Below are 18,713 nucleotides of genomic sequence, written 5' to 3'. Positions count from 1 at the left end.
TGGCGGCGCGTTGCTCTGGTCGCGCTCCATTTCGAACCGGATTATGCCGTTTCCTGAAGTCGCCAGCGAATCGCTTCGCCCGCCCGCAAAGGCGTGATGGAGCCTGAGCCGAGTGGCAGTGAGGCTGCCTGGGTCCAAGGCTCGCGCACCAGTGTAATCGTATCGCTATTGCGCGGCAGTCCATAGAAATCCGCACCATTAAAGCTGGCAAAGGCCTCTAGTTTCTCCAAAACGCCAAGATCGTCAAAGGCCTCCGCGTAGAGTTCGATGGCCGCCGGCGCCGAGAAGCAGCCGGCGCAGCCGCAGGCGGTTTCCTTGCGGCTGGTGTCGTGCGGCGCCGAGTCCGTGCCCAAAAAGAAACGGTTGTCGCCACTGACGACGGCATCTTGCAGTGCCTGCTGATGACGCTGGCGCTTCAGAATGGGCAGGCAATACAAGTGCGGGCGAATGCCTCCGACCAGCATGTGATTACGATTGTACAGCAAGTGCTGCGGTGTAATCGTTGCGCCCAGGTTGCGATCGCTGGCACGTACGAATTCCGCTGAGTCGGCGGTGGTGATGTGCTCCAGCACAATCCTCAGTTCCGGAAAGCGTTCGCGGGTGGGAGCCAGCACTCGGTCCAGAAAAGCTTTCTCGCGGTCGAAGATATCGATGTCGTTATCCGTGACTTCCCCGTGCACCAACAAGAGCATGCCGCAGTCGCTCATGGCCGCGAGTGCGGCATCGATGTTACGGATGTCGGTGACGCCGGAGGCTGAGTTGGTCGTGGCGCCAGCGGGATAGAGCTTGGCCGCGACAATGCCGGCATCACGTGCTTCAAGGATTTGTTCCGGCGTGGTTTGCTCGGTCAGATAAAGCGTAACCAGCGGATCGAATTGGGTCTTGGCGGGTAGGGCATCCAGAATCCGCTGCCGGTAGCCCAGCGCCTGCTCGGCATTGATCACCGGCGGTACCAGGTTGGGCATGATGATCGCGCGATGAAAGCAGCGTGCCGAGGCCGGTACCGTGTCGGCCAGCACCTCGCCGTCCCGGACATGCAGGTGCCAGTCGTCGGGGCGGGTTAGCGTCAAAGTTGTGGTCATGGATGTTCCTACGTACTGAACGGTGAATCTGTAATGCGCCGCAGTATACCAGAAGCCAGGCTCGCTTCGGATTGAAGTCTTTTTTCCGGTTGAATGGCCCTAAAGATTTCTCGCCCGTGGCCGATACTTGGAGTGACGGCAACTTACGCTCAACCGATGGCTCACGCGATGCGATATCCCTTTCGATCTCTACTGATTTTGCCCTTGCTCTGTATACCCGCCTTGGGCAGTGAGGCCGCCAGCTTTGGTGCCGGGATCGAGAACAGCCAATGGTATCTTGCGTCTTCTGTTTTTAGTTGCACGTTGACCCACGAGGTGCCCGGTTATGGGCGTGCGGTGTTCCAGCATCGGGCAGGGGAAAACCTGATATTTTTTCTCGAATCCGATATCCGTCTAATGAAAGCCGGGCGTGCGTCGCTGAATGTCGAGGCCCCGAGTTGGCGGCCCGGCGCCACGCCCCGGCCGTTGGGAGCGGTAAGTGTGAGCGACGACCGCCGCGCGGTGACGGTCGAGACGGCGCGTGCGATGGCGATGGTCGAAGGCTTGATGTCCGGTATGGCGCCGACGGTTACTAGCCATGCCCGCTACTCGCCGGAGCCGATTCGGGTCAGCGTTTCCAACATCAACTTTCCCGCGACATTCGGCGATTACAGAACCTGTGTCGCCAGCCTGCTACCGGTCAACTACGACCAAGTTCAGCGTTCGCGCATCCAGTTCAAACTGGATAGTGCCGAACTGAATAATGCGGATCTGGACCGGCTGGATAAGGTTATTCAGTTTGTCCAGGCCGATAGCACCATCAGTCAAATCTATGTCGATGGCCACACCGACAACAGCGGTAGCCGCATCCACAACCGTTCCCTGTCCGAAGAGCGCGCCAACGCAGTGGCCGAGTACCTCATAGCCAACGGCATCGCCCAGGATATGATCGTGGCCCGCTACCACGGCGAGCGTTATCCGGCGTCATCCAATCCGGCGGAAAACCGCCGCACGACGGTCAGGCTGGAGCGCCAAGGAGAGCGCCGCGGCCTGCAGCGTGCCGATGCCGATTTCGATCCCAGTAAGAATGGCTAATGTCCCGTTTTGGCTCCCGGCAGTCGATCAGGTTTGAATGCCGAGGCATCTTAGCCTGCCAATCCCGGCGATGTAGTGGATGTAGTGTCTTTTCCGTCAATCCAATTGGATGCGGGCCTGCGCTGCCGTACAATGTCGCCCCTCGTTGAGTTTCAGAGGATATCGGCAGCAGTTGGCCTGTGTCGTCATCCTCTGTTCATTCATTTTGATCGGAGCATCGGCATGTCGAACATCAATAAGGTAGTGCTAGCCTATTCCGGTGGCCTGGACACCTCGGTCATCGTGCGCTGGCTTCAGGATACCTATAACTGTGAAGTCGTTACCTTCACAGCCGACCTGGGGCAGGGCGAGGAAGTAGAGCCGGCGCGCGCCAAGGCGGAAACGCTAGGCGTTAAGGAAATCTACATCGAAGACCTGCGTGAGGAATTCGTGCGTGATTTCGTCTACCCGATGTTCCGAGCCAATACCGTTTACGAGGGCGAGTATCTGCTGGGTACGTCTATCGCCCGCCCACTGATTTCCAAGCGCTTGATCGAAATCGCCAACGAAACCGGCGCGGACGCTATTTCTCACGGTGCTACCGGCAAGGGCAACGATCAGGTTCGTTTCGAGTTGGGCGCCTACGCCCTTAAACCCGGTGTCCACGTGATCGCCCCCTGGCGCGAGTGGGATCTGAACTCTCGTGAGAAGCTTCTGGCTTACTGCGAAGAACGCAACATCCCGGTCGAGAAGAAGAAGGGCAAGTCGCCTTACTCCATGGACGCCAACCTGCTGCACATCTCCTACGAGGGGATGGTGCTGGAAGACCCTTGGGCCGAGGCGGAAGACGATATGTGGCGCTGGAGCGTTGCTCCGGAAGCGGCGCCCGACAAGCCGACTTACATCGAGCTGACCTATGAAAAGGGCGACATCGTCGCCATCGATGGCGAACCCCTGAGGCCACACGAAGTTCTCACCAATCTCAATAAAATCGGCGGGGATAACGGGATCGGCCGTATCGATATCGTCGAAAATCGTTACGTCGGTATGAAGTCTCGCGGCTGCTACGAAACCCCCGGCGGCACCATCATGCTCCGCGCGCACCGAGCCATCGAGTCCATCACGCTGGACCGCGAAGTGGGGCATCTGAAAGATAGCCTGATGCCGCGCTATGCCGAGGTGATCTACAATGGCTACTGGTGGTCCCCGGAGCGCCAGGCCCTGCAGGCACTGATCGACCAGACTCAAACGTACGTCAACGGCACCGTTCGCCTGAAACTTTATAAGGGCAACGTCGAAGTGGTTGGCCGCAAGTCCGACGATTCGCTGTTCGACGAAAAAATCGCCACGTTCGAGGAGGATCAGGGGGCCTACGATCAGAAAGACGCGGCCGGCTTTATCAAGCTGAATGCGTTGCGTTTGCGCATTGCTGCGAGTAAAGGCCGGAAGTTGAGCTAATAGTCCTTGGACTTACTGTTATAAGTGTCCTTGGACTCATCGCTAAAAGGGCTGCTCTACATGGAGTGGCCCTTTTTTAGCGCTGAATTTGTAGTAAAACACTGTAAATATTCATAAAAATTTCATGGAACCTTTATGCTTATGCTACAGATTCTGAAAATCTGAGAAACGTACCTTATGTTTTGTGTAGGGCTTAAAAACCTCTGCTAGGCTGAAAGATGAAACAGTTTTAATGACTCTTTCGCAATTGTTCAATCCAAGGAATGGACATTTAAAATGAAAAATTTCAAATTGGGGCTCCAACGCCCCGGCAAGCGTGAGCTGAAAATAGGTGTCGCTTTAGTAGGTAGTCTTCTGCTGGGCGGCTGTTTCGATGAACCGTTATACCCGGATGATGACGCTGGGTTTCAGGCCACCATCCGATACACGACCAACGGTGTGCCGCACATCAAGGCGGATGATCTATCTTCCGCTGCTTTTGGTGCGGGCTACGTCCAAGCCAAGGACAACATTTGCGTGCTTGCTGAGGCTATTGTCAAAGCGAGGGGCGAGCGGGCGAAGTATTTTGGGCCCGGAGCTGGTGATATGAATGTCATCAGCGACTTCTCGTTCAAGGCGCAAGGCATCCTCAGTGGCGCCCAGGAAGACTATCCCGAGTTGTCCTGGAGGAACCGCGCACTGATCGACGGCTTCACCGCTGGTTACAACAAATACGTTGAGCAAACGCCGGCATCGGATTTTCCCCCCGAATGTCGTAATCAGCCGTGGGTCAAGCAGATAGAGCCCACCGACCTGATCGCTCACTACCGTATTATCGGTCAATACGCGAGCGGGTTACTGTTTTCCACGGGGGCTGTATTCCTCGCAGTACCGCCCGAAGTCTCCCCGGCTCCCATGCCCGCGATTGCACAAACAGAAGCGGAGCCAGACTCTCTTCCAAGTCGTATGGCCGAGAGCGCCAGATTGCTCGCTGCGAGCCGAACCAACTTTAATGAAACCGGGCTGGCCAGTAACGCCTGGGCCGTTGGTCGAGGCATGACTGAGCAGGGCCGGGGCGCATTGCTCGCCAACCCACATTTCCCCTACACGGGTCATCGTCGGCTTTACCAGATGCAGATGACCGTTCCGGGTTACCTGAATGTTAATGGCGCCGGTCTATTGGGGACAGCCGTTCCATTAATCAACTTCAATGAAAACTTGGCCTGGTCGCACACAAACTCGATTAGTCGTCGCTTTACGCTGTATGAGTTGAGGCTCAAGACGGGCGACAACATGACTTACGTGAAGGATGGCAAAGAGAAGCCGATCACGGCCAAGACTGTACAAATCGAGGTGGCCAACGGCACATCGACGCCAACGGTTCTGGAACGGAAATTCTTCTACTCCGAATACGGCCCCATGCTTTCAGCCAATGCCGTAACGGGAGGCGGTTTACCCAAATGGGGCGAGACTAATGCTCAAGGCGCAACCGTCGCCTACAGCTATCGGGACGCCAATGGCGATACCAGTGACCTGCTGGGTACGTGGCTGGAAATGAGCCGCGCCACGACGCTAAAAGAGTTCCAGGGCGTCTTCCGCCAATGTGGTTCTACACTCTGGACCAACACCATCTACGCGGACGACCAGGGCAACGCGTTTTATATCGATAGCAGTTCTGTGCCGAATCTTTCACCGGCCGCCTTGGCCACCATCGCTGCAAAGCGTGGTGCCAGCCCAGAGTACAACGCCCTGTTCGAGGCTGGGTTGACCCTCCTCGATGGCAGTACCTCTCGTGACGATTGGGTAAAAGGCAAGTGCGACGGTCTTGTTCCGTACAAAGATAAGCCGAAGCTGGTGCGAACCGATTGGGTCCAGAACTCCAATAGCAGCCATTGGGCCACTAACCCGGACGAGTTTCTGACTGGCTACTCCCCGCTTTTTGGAGCGGAGAATGCCCCGATCAATCCGCGGACGCGTCTTGGTATCAAGATGCTGCAGAATCCGATGGAACACGGCCTCGATTCGGACACTCCGGCGCCTGCGGGACAGGACGGACGGTTTAGTGCAGAGGAGCTGGCCGGTACGATCTGGAATAACCGGGCCTGGTATTCGGAGCAGTATCTCGGCGAACTCCTGAATCGGTGCGAAGTCATTGCCGATAACCCTGTGAACGTACCCGATGAGATCCTGCCTATCGATCCTGACCTCAATGGTGGCTCCAGAGTGGTTTCCGATGGCTGCGCCGCGCTGGCCGGCTGGAACGGCACCTACGATCTCGATAGCACCGGGGCTCATACGTTCCGTGCGTTTAACGATATCTACACCCGCAGTTTTCCGAACGATCTGCAAACGCCGTTCGATCCTGCAAACCCGGTGTATACGCCGGCCGATCCTTCGGCGGCCCAGGCAGGCACGCCCGACGATCCGATGCTGCAATCCCTGGCAGCCGGTTTAACGGTGTTGGATGCTGCGGGCATCGACCCGGCAGCCGCGCTGGGTGACGTACAGTACTACCAGCCAACAGGTGGTGTTCCGCCGGGTGGCGATCCTTCTGGCGTTGTCGCCCAGAGCCCGAAAATTCCCTGGCATGGTGGACACAGCGATGTGGATGGTGCTTTCAATGCGATTGGCGTAGCCGATAGTGTATTCGCGGAAGATACCGTGATCCCACGAATGAATACGCCTGCATTCCGCGATGCTGCTGGCAACCGTTTCGCGGGAGGCGTCTCGGCTAATTCGGGAGAGGGCTGGAAAGTGGCCCAAGGCTCAAGCTGGCTCTTTGGCCTCGAGTTTACCGATAATGGACCCGAGGCTTATGGTTTGGTGAGTTACTCACAGTCCACCGATTCCACATCGCCGTATTTCGTCGACCAGAGCCAGCGTTACTCTGACAAGAACGCTCGCAAACTGTTGTTCACGGAAGCTGAGATCATGGCGAATCTGCTGCCCCAGGGCGAGATCACGATCTCAAGCGATGACGAGTAAGTGACACGAAGAAAGTGATGAGAAGAAAGTAACGAGGAGAAAGGTCGGTGGCAAGCCGGCCTTTCTTTTTTATGTTCAGAACCCCAAGCGGGTCGAAACAGAAAATTACCGAACCAGCGTATTGCTACGACCGGTAGATTTTTAGCGGGAAGGCGCTTCGTATCGGTCTAGACTCGAGTTGAAAGCTGTCATAATCTCCTTCTTTAGCCATCTTCACCAACGACTTGGTTCCTGCCCTGTTGCTTGGCTTTATAAAGGGCCTCATCGGCCCGGGCGATGGTATCTTCTATCGTCTCCCCCTCACGGTATTGCGCAACACCAATCGATACCGAAATGCGAAGACCGTCTTTAATCTGGTCGAATGAAAGGCTCTCAATGGTTTGGCGCACCCGGTCCGCCTTGGTACGGGCACCCGTTAGCGGCGTCTGCGGCAGAACCATGAGAAACTCCTCGCCACCGTAGCGGCCAAAACAGTCTATTTGGCGCAGGCTCTCATTCACGGTTTGAGCTACCGTCTTGAGCATGTCATCCCCAGCCTGGTGGCCATGGGTATCATTGACCTGCTTGAAATAATCGATATCCAGGATACAGATGCTGAATGGCCCTTGCGCGCGGCTGTGGCGATTCGACTCTTCGCTGAGCACCTCGAATAAACGCCGGCGGTTAAACACACCGGTAAGTTCGTCGATGTTGACGAGCTCCTGAATACGCGCCATAGCTTCGTTGAGTTCTCGGTTCCGCTTGCGCAGCTTCCCTCTGAGGCCACTGATGAACCCGCCAATAGTGGCAATCTGGGCCATGACTAGCGTAAAGGCCAGCATCTGGATGATCTCGATAGACAGCGTCGGCGCAAGCACATCGGGCTTGGTTAATCCGATGGCTAGGAGCAGGACCCCATAGAGCAGGAAATACCAGAACCCCACCAGCAGGAACTCTCGAGTACGCAAGGCGAGAATGCCATACAGGGCAGGGACGATAGCAATCATCAGGAATATGGCACGGGCCTGGCCCGCGTCGAGGAAGTACATTACCCAAATTGGCGGCAGGATCGATAACACCATCTGCAGCCCGGTCATGCTGGGATCCCTGAATTTCAGGTTGAGATTGAAGTGGATGAGCAGAAAGAAGCCAGCATTAATGATCAGCGAAAAGACCCAAAATTCCAGCACAACCCTTATCGGCACCATGTCCAGGGTCCAACAGAGCACGACTATCGCCAATGTAACTTGGTAGGAAATGAACGACATGCCCAGTCGGCGTTTTCGAAGGCGCTGGTTGGCCTGGACGTCGGTACTCATCGTATGTTGTGCGCTATCGGCTGCGGCGACGGGGTTGGAAGACATTGATAGGGTTCTTGTTAGGTTTATAGCGAGTTAACTTACGTGAAGTGTAGTCAAAACGGGAGGTAGTGGAACGTTCAATTATCAAAGGATAAGACTTGGGGTGAGTGACAAAAGAAAAGGCCCTCGCTTTGCGAGGGCCTTAACGAACGGTCTCAGAAGGTTTTTAGTTGGAAGCTGCGCAACCACCAAAGGTTACACAGGTTTCGCCTACCATATTTGCGAAAGCTGCGGCTGGCGATGCGGATACCGGCGTGCTGTGGCTCAGCGGATCCTCACCTTCGGCCGGCGGGTAGGTTGCCTGCTCATACTGGGAGAAGAGCGGATCTTCCAGGCCACCGTCCAGTCCCAGGCTCAATGGGCGAGTGCCTGCGAGCGGTGCACTGAAGCTATCCACCGTGACGTTAACAGGCAAGCCCGTTTGAGCTGGTGTAAACGTGTTGTCGAGCGCGGCGATGCCCCAGCGCTGCTCGTCAGCGGCATTCGGGATAACCGCGTCGTTCTCAACTTCGGAGTAGAGCACGGGTGTGCCTGAGGTCGACAGGTTGTCGACGAAGTTGATTGGATCCGCTGTGTCCACCGTCGCCTGGAAGACATTGAAGTACGATTCCAGGTTGGCGTCGCCTTGCTCCAGACCGGCCGACTGTTGCAGGCCGAGCAGGATGCGTGGGGCGAAAGTGGGCGAGTTCTCGAGAAGGCGAACAATGCCGCCGCCGGGCGTCAACATGCTTGCAGAAATGATGTCATTGCCAGCGACCTTCGGGTTAACGCCGACGGTCTGGTTAGCATTCACCGATGCAACGAACGGCGTGCCCGTGATGGTGCCCAGTGAATGACCGGCAAAGTAAACATCGCTATTAGCTGGAATGCTTACCGGGCCGATAGTCAACGCTTCTTGCAGGCTTGCACGGAGGTTGATCTGATCGACGACGCTCTGGCGCAGGTTGTCTCGAGTCGTCAGGAAGCTTGTCAGGTTGATAAACAGGCTTCCGGAGTCACCCACGCCGTTCTCGTAGCTGATCGGAGCTGGAGAGCTGGGCTGAGGCGCGTACAACCCGAAATGGCGCTCGTTCTCAGCCATTGGCGCGAGTCCGGGGATGGTGCTGCCAGCGTTGGCTACGGTGTTTTCGGCCGATGCAAGGAACTTGATTGCTGCATCAAGGCCCGGGTCTGTGGTCGTGCCGCCTCCCAAAACGGTATTGATCGTTGTTTGAGCTTGCTCTGGCGTTTGGCCGGTAGCAGCGGCAACGAATCCTACGTTGAGCTGGCCCGCAATCAAACTATCGACATTGGTTTCCGAGGGCGCCAAACTGGCAGGCAAGCCGTTGTTTTGACCGGACTGCAGCAAGGTGTTCCCCAGCTCACGTTGTTCAGCTTCTGTAAACGGCGCCACACCATGCAACGGCTGATCAATTGCAATAACGGCATAACCTTTCGCTGCAAGCGCAGTACCAAAGGTCAGCGCCGAACTACGATCTGTCGTAATACCATGCTGATACATGATCACCCCAACCGGGCTGGGGAAATCCGCTGGATTCGGCAGCAGCGCCAGTACCGGTACCTCCACGTCCGCTTGCTTCTTCGGGAACGGAAAGACGTAGTTAACCGCTGTCGACACCGACGGATCCGCCTGAGGGATCGTTAAGCCCAAGCTTTCAAACGTCTTGTTCAAGGTAGACGCCAGGGTGCTATCGGCCTCCCAGCTTTCAGTAACCACTCCGGGAGCCGACGTGCCAAGGTAGTACGGTAGAGACACGGTACCCTGTGCAGCCAGGACGCTATCCGAGTCGGCGCCCAAACTCGTGAGAATGGGGCTGGTCACCGCAGATACCAGAGGCACCGGCTTGAGAGAGGCGAGATCAAAGTTGAAATCGTCCGCACCACGCGCCTTGAGCGGCGGCAGCAATGAGGCAAAGCTGCCCGCCAAGCCTGTGCCAGCGCAATCGAATGCGTTTTGGCCGGTTAGACCATTGCAGCCCGACGGTGGAGGCGCATCGAAAATCGGTGACAAAGCGACCTTCAGCTCGGGCGTTGGGAACGTCGATACGGCACCTTCGACGACGGCTGAGACTGAAGCGTAGTCAGACGCTCCACCTTGCATAGCCGCCTTGGCCGCAGAAACTTTAACAAAGATGGAGAGCTGGTCCGAGAACCAGGCTCCAGGTTCTGCAATGTACTGGAGAACCTTTTCGTCATTTGAGGTTGTAAAGCTGTAGCTCAGAGCGATCTTGCTGGCCGGAAGCTGGGTGGCCGCTTGCACCAGAGGTTCCCACAAGCCTGTGATCAAGGCTTTGACGGGCGCAAGCGCCTCGTTACCAACCGGCTGTTCGGCATCCGACAAGCTCTGATACGACGGTGAACCTACAATATTGTCGCCGTTTACATCTTTAATATCGGTGGTGACTGCAGCGACGTAGCGCTTACGAGGATCGAGAGGCTCAAGCGGCAGTACGCGGATAGCCGAAGTGCCATCGAGCGTGACGACATCAGCGCGGACATTGGCAAGACCGGCCACGGTAGGTGGCTCTTGATTACCGAGACCCTGAACGGGATCGCCACTGGCGTAAGTTAACTCAAGTAGAAAAACGGTTTTGCCGGCAACGACGGTCGATGCATCGATCTGCCCGTTGAACTGGATCACCGCCGGTGCCACCGTGGACGCGCCACTAAGCTCGTTCAGAGCCGTGGTAACAGGCGGGGACGAATCGCTAACACCGAAGGTTCCATCGCCTTGCTCGGAATCGAAAATCAGATCGTTCGGGATAGGCAACTTGCTTTGAAGCGGGTTGAAAATAGGCCAGGTCTTGCCATCAAAGTTCGGGTTACTGATCTGATAATCCGGATTCGCATTTTTCCCCGAGGAGCCGTCATCAAGACAGCCGGTAAGTCCAACGGAAGACGCCACGGCAAGGCTTATTAGCGTTTTTTTGAACATGGAAGTGGAACCTTTTCCTGTTGTTGTGTCGTTATTGTCGGCACTGACCGGTTCGGTTTGCCCGTAAGCCTTTTGTCAGTCGCCTGTATTGTCTGAAAAGTTGTCTGAAAAACTGTCTGAAAACCTGTGGGGTAACCTTTTCGTCCAGTGTCCCCGGCCAGCGCTGGTTTCTATCACTCTGACTATAACGAAAGAGAGAGAAACCTGTTGATCGCTCTAAAGTGTGATTTTTGGAACCTCTGATGGAGTCTGCCGGCGATTCTCGCTCGCCAATAGACTCGATCAGAGGTTTCCATGCTCTGTGCAGTGAAGCGGGCCTGTTTGAAAAAATAGATCGCACCTGCGGGTTTGTCGAGTGACGAGACGGCTTCTGTCGCATCCTCAACCCGTGTTTGCGATAGCCCGAACCCTTAATAGGGCACGCCCTCGGTTCGTTGGAATGAGCCCTTAGTCGAACGGACTGAAGTCCGGTTTACGTTTCTCTTTGAAGGCGGCAAAGGCCTCGGTCGCTTCCGCCGATTTGAGGCGTTCACCGAACAGTTCGCCTTCGGCCAACAGCGTCGCACGGAGTGTGTCTTTGTTAGGTCGACTGATGAGAGCCTTGGTGGCGCGGATTGCGGCCGGAGGTTGGGCAGCCAGGGCCTGACAGGCGTCCAAAGCCGTTTGCTCGGTGGTTTCCGGAGTGCAGATATGATTAATCAGGCCCAGACGATCGGCCTGCTCGGCGGTAAAGGCGCCTCCGAGCATGAGTAGCTCGCTGGCACGGGCGCGGCCTAACCACATGGGCAGCAACAAACTGGAGCCGCCCTCCGGGCACAAGCCCAGGTTGGCAAAGGGCATCTGAAAACGGGTGTTGTTACCGGCAAACACCAGATCGCAATGTAATAGCATGGTGGTGCCAATGCCTACTGCGGGGCCATTGACGGCGGCTACCACCGGCTTGGTGGCGTTCGCGAGGCCGAACAGGAAGCGGCCAACGGGGCTGGATTCGAATTCGCCCGGCAGGCCCTCGGCGAAATCGCCCAAGTCGTTGCCAGCAGTAAAGCAGTCACTACTGCCGGTGAACAAGGTGCAACGGATATTGATGTCGTGCTCGGCGGTTTCCACGGCCTCGGCCAGCGCCGTGTACATCGCGTGGTTGAGGGCGTTCTTGCGCTCGGGGCGATTAATTCGGACGATCAGTACGCGGTCCTGGCGTTCGGTCTGGATCAGCTCGCTCACACTCAGCTCCTGGGCTCATTGTTGGTCTGTCGTGGGATTAAAGCCAAACTTGCCAGTCAATTGCAAAGATATTAAGCAAAAGATATCGGGCAAAGAGTCATTTGATTGCGCACCATCCTAGCGCTTCTCAGTTGTCGGGATCATTCATAGGCGACGCTTACGGTCACCATACGCTGATTCAATCCGGCGAATCGGGTAAACTACCGCGCAATTTCAAGGTGCCATTGCCGGGCCAGCCGTTCGTAATGACTGGCCGTATTTCCAAGACTAGACAGTCTCCCAACTGATGAGAGCCGACATGACCACAGTGATTCGCCAGGACGACCTGATCGAAAGCGTTGCCGATGCACTGCAGTTCATTTCCTACTATCACCCGAAGGATTTTATTCAGGGTGTGTACGAGGCCTATCAAAAGGAAGAGTCCCAGGCCGCCAAGGATGCCATGGCCCAAATCCTGATCAATTCGCGGATGTGCGCCCAGGGCAAGCGTCCGATCTGCCAGGACACCGGTATCGTGACGGTTTTCGTCACCGTCGGTATGGATGTCAGCTGGGATGCGGATATGCCGCTGGATGACATCATCAACGAGGGCGTTCGCCGCGCCTATACCCACCCGGACAATGTTTTGCGCGCCTCGGTGCTGGCGGATCCGGATGGTAAGCGCCAGAACACCAAGGACAATACGCCAGCCGTTATCCACTACAAGCTGGTACCCGGCAACACCGTTGACGTCCATGTCGCCGCCAAGGGCGGTGGTTCCGAAGCCAAGTCCAAGTTTGCCATGCTTAACCCGTCCGATTCCGTGGTGGATTGGGTGCTGAAAATGGTTCCGCAGATGGGCGCGGGCTGGTGCCCGCCGGGGATGCTCGGCATCGGCATTGGTGGCACGGCCGAAAAAGCGATGGAGCTGGCGAAGGAGTCACTGCTGGACCCGATCGACATCCACGACCTGAAAGAACGCGGCGCGACCAACCGGGCCGAAGAGCTGCGTCTTGAGCTTTTCGACAAGGTGAACGAGTTGGGTATCGGCGCCCAGGGTCTCGGTGGCCTAACCACGGTGCTGGATGTGAAGGTTAAGGATTATCCGACCCACGCGGCCAACAAGCCCGTGGCGATAATTCCCAACTGCGCTGCCACCCGCCACGCTCATTTCGTCTTGGATGGCTCGGGCCCGTCCCTCCAGACGCCGCCGAGCCTGGATGACTGGCCGGAGATCACCTGGGAAGTGGGTGACGATGTTCGCCGGGTGAATCTGGATACGGTAACACCGGAAGACGTCAAGGACTGGAAGCCGGGCGAAACCGTCCTGCTCTCCGGCAAGATGCTGACAGGCCGCGACGCCGCCCATAAGAAGATGGTCGATATGCTGTCTCGGGGAGAAGAACTGCCGGTGGACCTGAAAGGCCGATTCATCTATTACGTGGGTCCGGTCGACCCGGTACGCGAAGAGGTGGTAGGTCCCGCGGGCCCGACCACCGCAACGCGCATGGACAAGTTCACGAAAACCCTATTGGAGCAGACCGGCCTCACCGGCATGATCGGTAAGGCGGAACGTGGCCAGGTCGCGATCGACGCCATTAGAGAATTCGGCGCAGTCTATCTCATGGCTGTCGGCGGTTCGGCCTACCTGGTGTCCAAGGCCATCAAGAAAGCCGAGGTCGTCGCCTTCGAAGAACTGGGGATGGAAGCCATCTACGAGTTCGAAGTAGAAGACATGCCGGTAACCGTGGCGGTGGACTCTAAGGGGACGTCGGTGCACCAGACCGGCCCGGTGGAATGGCACGAGAAGATCATTGCGGCCAAGGCGGTGTGATTCTGGCTACATAGCAGAAGAGGGGGCCTTTGTCGGCCCCTTCGTATCTCTGAACTCTTGACGTTAAATGATTTGATAAAGCTGAAGTCGAAGTCTCGCGCTGCATATGGTCAGCTTGGTCTACCATCCCTCAGTCGGAACGCCGTGTTCCTCGATGTACTCCCCGCTGCGCTGAAGATATTCTTCTGTGCGTACCTGATACCGCGATGCGTCACCTTCAATCTCATTGGCTTGTAATCGCCCCACTTCAATTTCGTTGCCGATCTGGTTCTGAATCCAGAGAACAATCTGGCCGCCCGGGGCTAGCCCGATAGTAAGAATGTCCCGTGGACGGCTGAATGTTCCCATGCTGGTGGTGTAGGTCGCGTGCTCGCGCATTCTGTCTTCCAGCCCTTCCGGTAAAGAAAACAGCCTCTGATAAAATTTCTGCTCGGCAAACGAGAACCATTGGATAGCGATATAGTTCGGGAAAGGCTCCATGAAACCACCTGATCCCGACGGTCCACGGGGACCTCGCCAGCAACACCCAACATTCCCCATCGGCATACGCCAGTGCCTGACGCCCGAGGCTTCAAGTTCAAGATGTTCAACCCAGACTTTATAGTGTTGAGGCGCCGCAACACCCACGTATGCCTTAAGACTGTTATCAGGCTGAGAGGCACATCCGGAAAGAATCAATCCAATAAGCAGGGCAATCATTATTTTTTTGAGGTGCATGTCACGTCTCCGGCTGATTTGCATAGACGATGCGCTTACGATCAGATGTTGGACGGAATGGCGAGAGGAATCTGGCGTTCGAGAACGGAAGTTCGGAGCGTGCGATGGTATCTCCAATCAGAAACTCAAGCAGGTTGTAATGATCCGAATGATGCACATACCGCTGCTTCAGAAGATCGTTTTGTGCCGGTGGTAGTTTAGGCTGATCATTTCCCTGCGAGATATGCTCCCATAGTATCCGGTATGCCAAGTCGAGTTCTTTTGGAATCGTAGTGGCGCTATCAGTCGGGTCCATCTTGTCGAGCGGGATGCCCGCCCTTTTGGCCAAATGATACATGCAGTGAAGATAGACCTGCGAAAGCTCGCCGCGCACCTGCCGGTGCAGCTTCAGGTCTAGGTCCACTTGGCCGTCCGGCACAGGATGCTCACGCACCGTTTTGTAAATCCGGAGGGCGGCTGGCTCGCCCGTTGCCAACGGCAGGCAATGGGATCCGATCCAGCCCTCGGCTTCCGTCAACGCCTCTAGGGTAGCGAGGTTGTCCCATTGCGGGGTTTGTTCCGGCCAAGCCGTGGCGCTGCCTTCAATGGAGAGCGTGGGGGAAAGCAGAAGCTGTTCGGTCTGGCTTTCGTGATAGCCGCCGCCAATATCGGAGTGCGCGCCGGGCAATGCGATTTCCCGGAAGTTGTCGGGAAGCGTGCCATCTGGATTGCAGAGGCTGTTTAGAGCAAAATTCTCGCGACATTCGTCAATGGCCGTGAACTGTACGGCAGTAGAGACAGAGCCCGGGTCCAAATCAAGCTTCACGGGTGCGTTAAGGTCGTTGCTCGGAATAAAGTCACCATCCGGGATATTGACAATGCCAGCGACGGTATCGAACAAGCCGAGAAAGCGGATAGCAACTGTCTTTGGCCATTGCATGTCCATGGCGGCGAATGCATGCCCCAATCCGCCCCCGGAACCGCTGGCAATCTCATTCGCGGCATGGCGGGCGGCTGCGGCTCCCCGACTGAAACCGAACAGGTCGATGGTCAGGACGTCAATGACATCATCCTTAAGCAAGTTACTCGCAACTAGCGCCAAGCCAGCAAATGCATTATTTACTTGAGCAATAACCCCTGTCTTGCCAAGGCCTGTCATGGAGCCCTCCAGGGAGTCCGGTGCCCCCGTTTTTGAACCAGGACCAGGCGCATACACACGACGACGGAACGTGATTGCCGCTTCTGTTTCCTCGTCAGTCTCAGGGTACAGATCTCGCAATTTCGCCACATTACTGGTCCCGTTGGCATAACTGTTCCCCAACAACAAAGCCAGCCGTCGTTCACACTCTGCCGCGCCAATATCGCCGTTCTGGTGAGGCGCCAGGCACTCGTTCTCAACCCGCTGCCGGAAAACGTCAATATTGCCTGCGTTATTGAGGGTGCCGTCGGTGAAGATGCCCACTTCCAGATGCACCGGCTTTCTTTGCTTGTTTTTCTTTTCCGGTGGTTTCTCATACGTTGCAGGCGGCGGAGTGGCCGCCGAGGCGAGAGGCGCAATCGAGGCCGACGCGCCAAGGGGTAGGGATAATTTCCGGTCCGTTTCCTGTTGTGCCCGGTAGCGCTCATCGGTGCGGCGCTCGATCATGGCGCCATCAAACCCGGAGGCCCTCAGATGGCCGATACCACCTGGCCCCGAATGAACGACGGTTTGCGGGGTGACTTCCCATTTATTAAGAGACTCAACGTCGTGGGCAAGCCCCGACCCGACGCCGTCGCATTCGAGATGCCAGAGGCCACCTTTGGGGTGAGCGCTATCCGCTTTCCAGGCGACAACCGGCGAAAAGGGCTTGCCTTCCACACTACTGAAGACCAAAAACAAGTGGCCGTTCTTGAGTGCACGTTTAAGTCCCTCGCAGCTTATGGTGCGGCCCAGGGGGTCCCGGGGAACGTTGGCAAAACGGTCGTCAAGCAGCCTGCTTGCATACGAGGCGGCAAAAAAGGGGTTCTCAATATAGGGCAGGTCACGGAGGGCAAGCTCCGTATAGGATTTTACTTTCACGGGCTGCGTTCCTTTGCGGCCTAAAGCTATGAGGCCCGCAAAGGTGCTGATAAAAGCGGGCGCTCTCCTTAATCGGGCGGGGATCACCGCCCAGCGCCAGACTTTAATCAAAAACGCAGTACCGAGCAACGGGGCTTAGCGCCCCGCTTCCGCTACATCGATTTCGCTCCGGTCAGCCACTCACGCGCTTGCTCAATCTCTCCTAGCCGGAATACTCTCAGCTCCATATCCAGAAACCTCGACATAAACCGTGCAAACGGGCCGATCCAACCGGAATCGGTCACCACGGCGCAGTGGGTGAAGTCCTGCATATGCTCCCGGTCGAACTTGAAGGCATCCTTCAGGATTGACATATCGAAGCCGTCGAAATCCTGCACCACTTCGATAATCTTGACCTTGCCATGCTGGCGGATGAACGCTTCCATCCGTCCGGCAATGTTCTCGAAATCCTCGGCAGACACTTTACCTTCGACCTGGATTTCGACGGTTTTGTCGTCCGGGTACTCCACGTATTCCGTCGCCATGGCGAACCTTCCTGTCGTTGAGTTATGGAATTGGCGCTGGATATCGGAACCGCTATGACGAGCAGCTTATCTCCATATGCTTACCCCAATCGGGCGGCAGCGCTGCATAGCGCTCATTCTCCGGTTGTTCGTCGTACGGCCGCTTGAGTATGTCCAGTAACTTGTGAACTGTCGTATAGATGCCTTGCTGAGCATCTTGAATAGCCTCCTGAGCGAGATAGTTGCGCAGGATGTACTTCGGATTGACGGCACGCATGGCGGTGTCGCGTTCTTCCGGGGAGCGGGTTTCCGATGCCAGGCGCTCGTCGTAGCGCGCCAGCCAGCTATCGGCGACGCTGCGGTCGACGAACAGGTCCCGCACCGGCGCGTTACCCCGCGCGTGACGTGTCGACAGGCCGCGGAAAAACAGGGTGTAGTCGATGTGGTGCTCATGGAGCATGCCGAACAGGTCCATGATCAGACTCATATCTTGTTCGCTTTCCTGCTCGAGCCCGAGTTTTTGCTTCATCAGCTGTTGGAAACGGCTGTTGTAAACAGTTTCGTAGCGCCGCAAACCACGCCGTAAATCGTCCTCATCCATAACGTTGGTGAGCGTCTGCGCCAGGAATTGGCAATTGATAAACCCGATCTGCGGTTGCTGGTTGTAGGCGTAGCGCCCGCCCTGGTCGGTGTGGTTGCAGATGTAGCCTGCGTCGAAGTCATCGAGAAAGGCGTAAGGCCCGTAATCGAAGGTATCGCCGGCGATCGACATGTTGTCCGAGTTCATCACACCGTGGCAGAAACCCACTGCCTGCCATTGGGCTACCATGCGCGCCGTTCGGCTGACGACCTCCTCTAGCCAGCGCAGGTAGCGTTCGGCCTGGGGTAATTCCAGTAATTCCGGAAAGTGCATCTCAATTGTGTGATCGAGCAGCGTTCGAACCGCTTCGGGTCCTTTGTGATAGGCGGCGTACTCGAAATGCCCGAAACGAATATGGGTTTGGGCCACACGCATCAAGGCGGCGGCGGTTTCGATCGATTCGCGCATCACCGGATCCTTGGCGCTCACCATGAACAGTGCGCGGGTGGTGGGGATGCCCAGGTAATGCATGGCTTCGCTGCACAGATATTCCCGCAGGGTTGAGCGTAGAACCGCGCGCCCATCGCCAAAGCGGGAGTAGGGCGTCATGCCGGCGCCCTTGAGATGCCAGTCCCAGTGGCGCCCGTCGGGGCCGTAACTTTCCCACATGAGCAGCCCTCGGCCGTCACCCAGGTCCGGGTTGTACATGCCGAATTGGTGCCCGGTATACTTCATGGCGATGGGCTCCATGCCTTCGAGGAGCTCTTGACCAGCGCCGACCCGAGTCCAGTGATCCTTCTCACTGGGGTCGATGCCCATCTCTTCTGCCAGTTCGTCATTGAAGCACACCATTCTCGGCTCTTTCAGCGGTGTTGGCTGGACGTGGCTGTAGAAATGTTTAGGCAGCTTGACGTAACGGTTTTCGATCCGGAATTTACTCAGGGCTGTCACCATGTCATTGGTTTGGAAGTACCTTAATACGTGTTCTGGTGCCGCAGACCCGCTATAT

At 56.6% G+C, this 18,713-nt stretch carries 12 protein-coding genes; 4 read left to right on the top strand and 8 right to left on the bottom strand.

Going from position 1 to position 18,713, the window contains the following annotated elements; translation table 11 throughout:
• Positions 1-41: 41 nt before the first annotated feature.
• The gene (pyrC, locus tag FXO11_RS12275) at positions 42-1,082 is read right to left on the bottom strand and encodes a dihydroorotase (RefSeq protein WP_148863239.1); all 1,041 of its coding nucleotides are present in this window, start codon (positions 1,080-1,082) and stop codon (positions 42-44) included.
• Positions 1,083-1,286: 204 nt separating this feature from the next.
• Here pyrC and FXO11_RS12270 point away from each other — a divergent pair, with 204 nt between their 5' ends.
• From FXO11_RS12270 to FXO11_RS12260, 3 genes are all read left to right on the top strand, one after another.
• The gene (locus FXO11_RS12270; protein WP_227545890.1) at positions 1,287-2,156 is read left to right on the top strand and encodes a flagellar protein MotY; all 870 of its coding nucleotides are present in this window, start codon (positions 1,287-1,289) and stop codon (positions 2,154-2,156) included.
• A gap of 222 nt (positions 2,157-2,378) precedes the next feature.
• Positions 2,379-3,593: an argininosuccinate synthase gene (locus tag FXO11_RS12265; protein WP_148863238.1), complete on the top strand. Its 1,215-nt coding sequence runs from the start codon at positions 2,379-2,381 to the stop codon at positions 3,591-3,593.
• A gap of 276 nt (positions 3,594-3,869) precedes the next feature.
• Positions 3,870-6,557 carry a penicillin acylase family protein gene (locus FXO11_RS12260; protein WP_148863237.1) on the top strand — a complete coding sequence of 896 codons (2,688 nt, stop codon included), beginning with the start codon at positions 3,870-3,872 and terminating at the stop codon, positions 6,555-6,557.
• A gap of 203 nt (positions 6,558-6,760) precedes the next feature.
• Here FXO11_RS12260 and FXO11_RS12255 read toward each other — a convergent pair whose 3' ends face one another.
• The 3 genes from FXO11_RS12255 to FXO11_RS12245 all read right to left on the bottom strand — a co-directional run bounded on the left by FXO11_RS12255 (position 6,761) and on the right by FXO11_RS12245 (position 12,053).
• A complete protein-coding gene (locus tag FXO11_RS12255) occupies positions 6,761-7,900 on the bottom strand; it encodes a GGDEF domain-containing protein (RefSeq protein WP_148863236.1) in 1,140 nt (379 codons plus the stop codon).
• A gap of 163 nt (positions 7,901-8,063) precedes the next feature.
• Entirely contained in the window at positions 8,064-10,832 is a 2,769-nt protein-coding gene (locus FXO11_RS12250) for a hypothetical protein (RefSeq protein ID WP_148863235.1), read from the bottom strand.
• Positions 10,833-11,279: 447 nt separating this feature from the next.
• Positions 11,280-12,053, bottom strand: a complete 774-nt coding sequence (locus tag FXO11_RS12245) for an enoyl-CoA hydratase (RefSeq protein ID WP_148863234.1) — start codon at positions 12,051-12,053, stop codon at positions 11,280-11,282.
• A gap of 298 nt (positions 12,054-12,351) precedes the next feature.
• Here FXO11_RS12245 and FXO11_RS12240 point away from each other — a divergent pair, with 298 nt between their 5' ends.
• Complete coding sequence (locus FXO11_RS12240) at positions 12,352-13,866, top strand: fumarate hydratase (protein ID WP_148863233.1); 1,515 nt, start codon at positions 12,352-12,354, stop codon at positions 13,864-13,866.
• Between the two features lie 120 nt (positions 13,867-13,986).
• Here FXO11_RS12240 and FXO11_RS12235 read toward each other — a convergent pair whose 3' ends face one another.
• From FXO11_RS12235 to FXO11_RS12220, 4 genes are all read right to left on the bottom strand, one after another.
• Positions 13,987-14,583 carry a DUF2931 family protein gene (locus FXO11_RS12235; protein ID WP_148863232.1) on the bottom strand — a complete coding sequence of 199 codons (597 nt, stop codon included), beginning with the start codon at positions 14,581-14,583 and terminating at the stop codon, positions 13,987-13,989.
• 1 nt (position 14,584) lies between these two features.
• The gene (locus FXO11_RS12230; RefSeq protein WP_148863231.1) at positions 14,585-16,621 is read right to left on the bottom strand and encodes a phospholipase effector Tle1 domain-containing protein; all 2,037 of its coding nucleotides are present in this window, start codon (positions 16,619-16,621) and stop codon (positions 14,585-14,587) included.
• Between the two features lie 152 nt (positions 16,622-16,773).
• Positions 16,774-17,145, bottom strand: a complete 372-nt coding sequence (locus FXO11_RS12225) for a SpoIIAA family protein (protein ID WP_148863230.1) — start codon at positions 17,143-17,145, stop codon at positions 16,774-16,776.
• Positions 17,146-17,197: 52 nt separating this feature from the next.
• Positions 17,198-18,658 (bottom strand): protein adenylyltransferase SelO, encoded by a 1,461-nt coding sequence (locus FXO11_RS12220; protein WP_148863229.1) that lies wholly within the window; start codon positions 18,656-18,658, stop codon positions 17,198-17,200.
• Positions 18,659-18,713 lie beyond the last annotated feature (55 nt).

Origin of the sequence: Marinobacter fonticola, assembly GCF_008122265.1 — a bacterium.
Lineage (GTDB): Bacteria > Pseudomonadota > Gammaproteobacteria > Pseudomonadales > Oleiphilaceae > Marinobacter_A > Marinobacter_A fonticola.
Note: the sequence above shows the minus strand (reverse complement) of the source record. Positions and strands in the feature narration are given on the sequence as shown.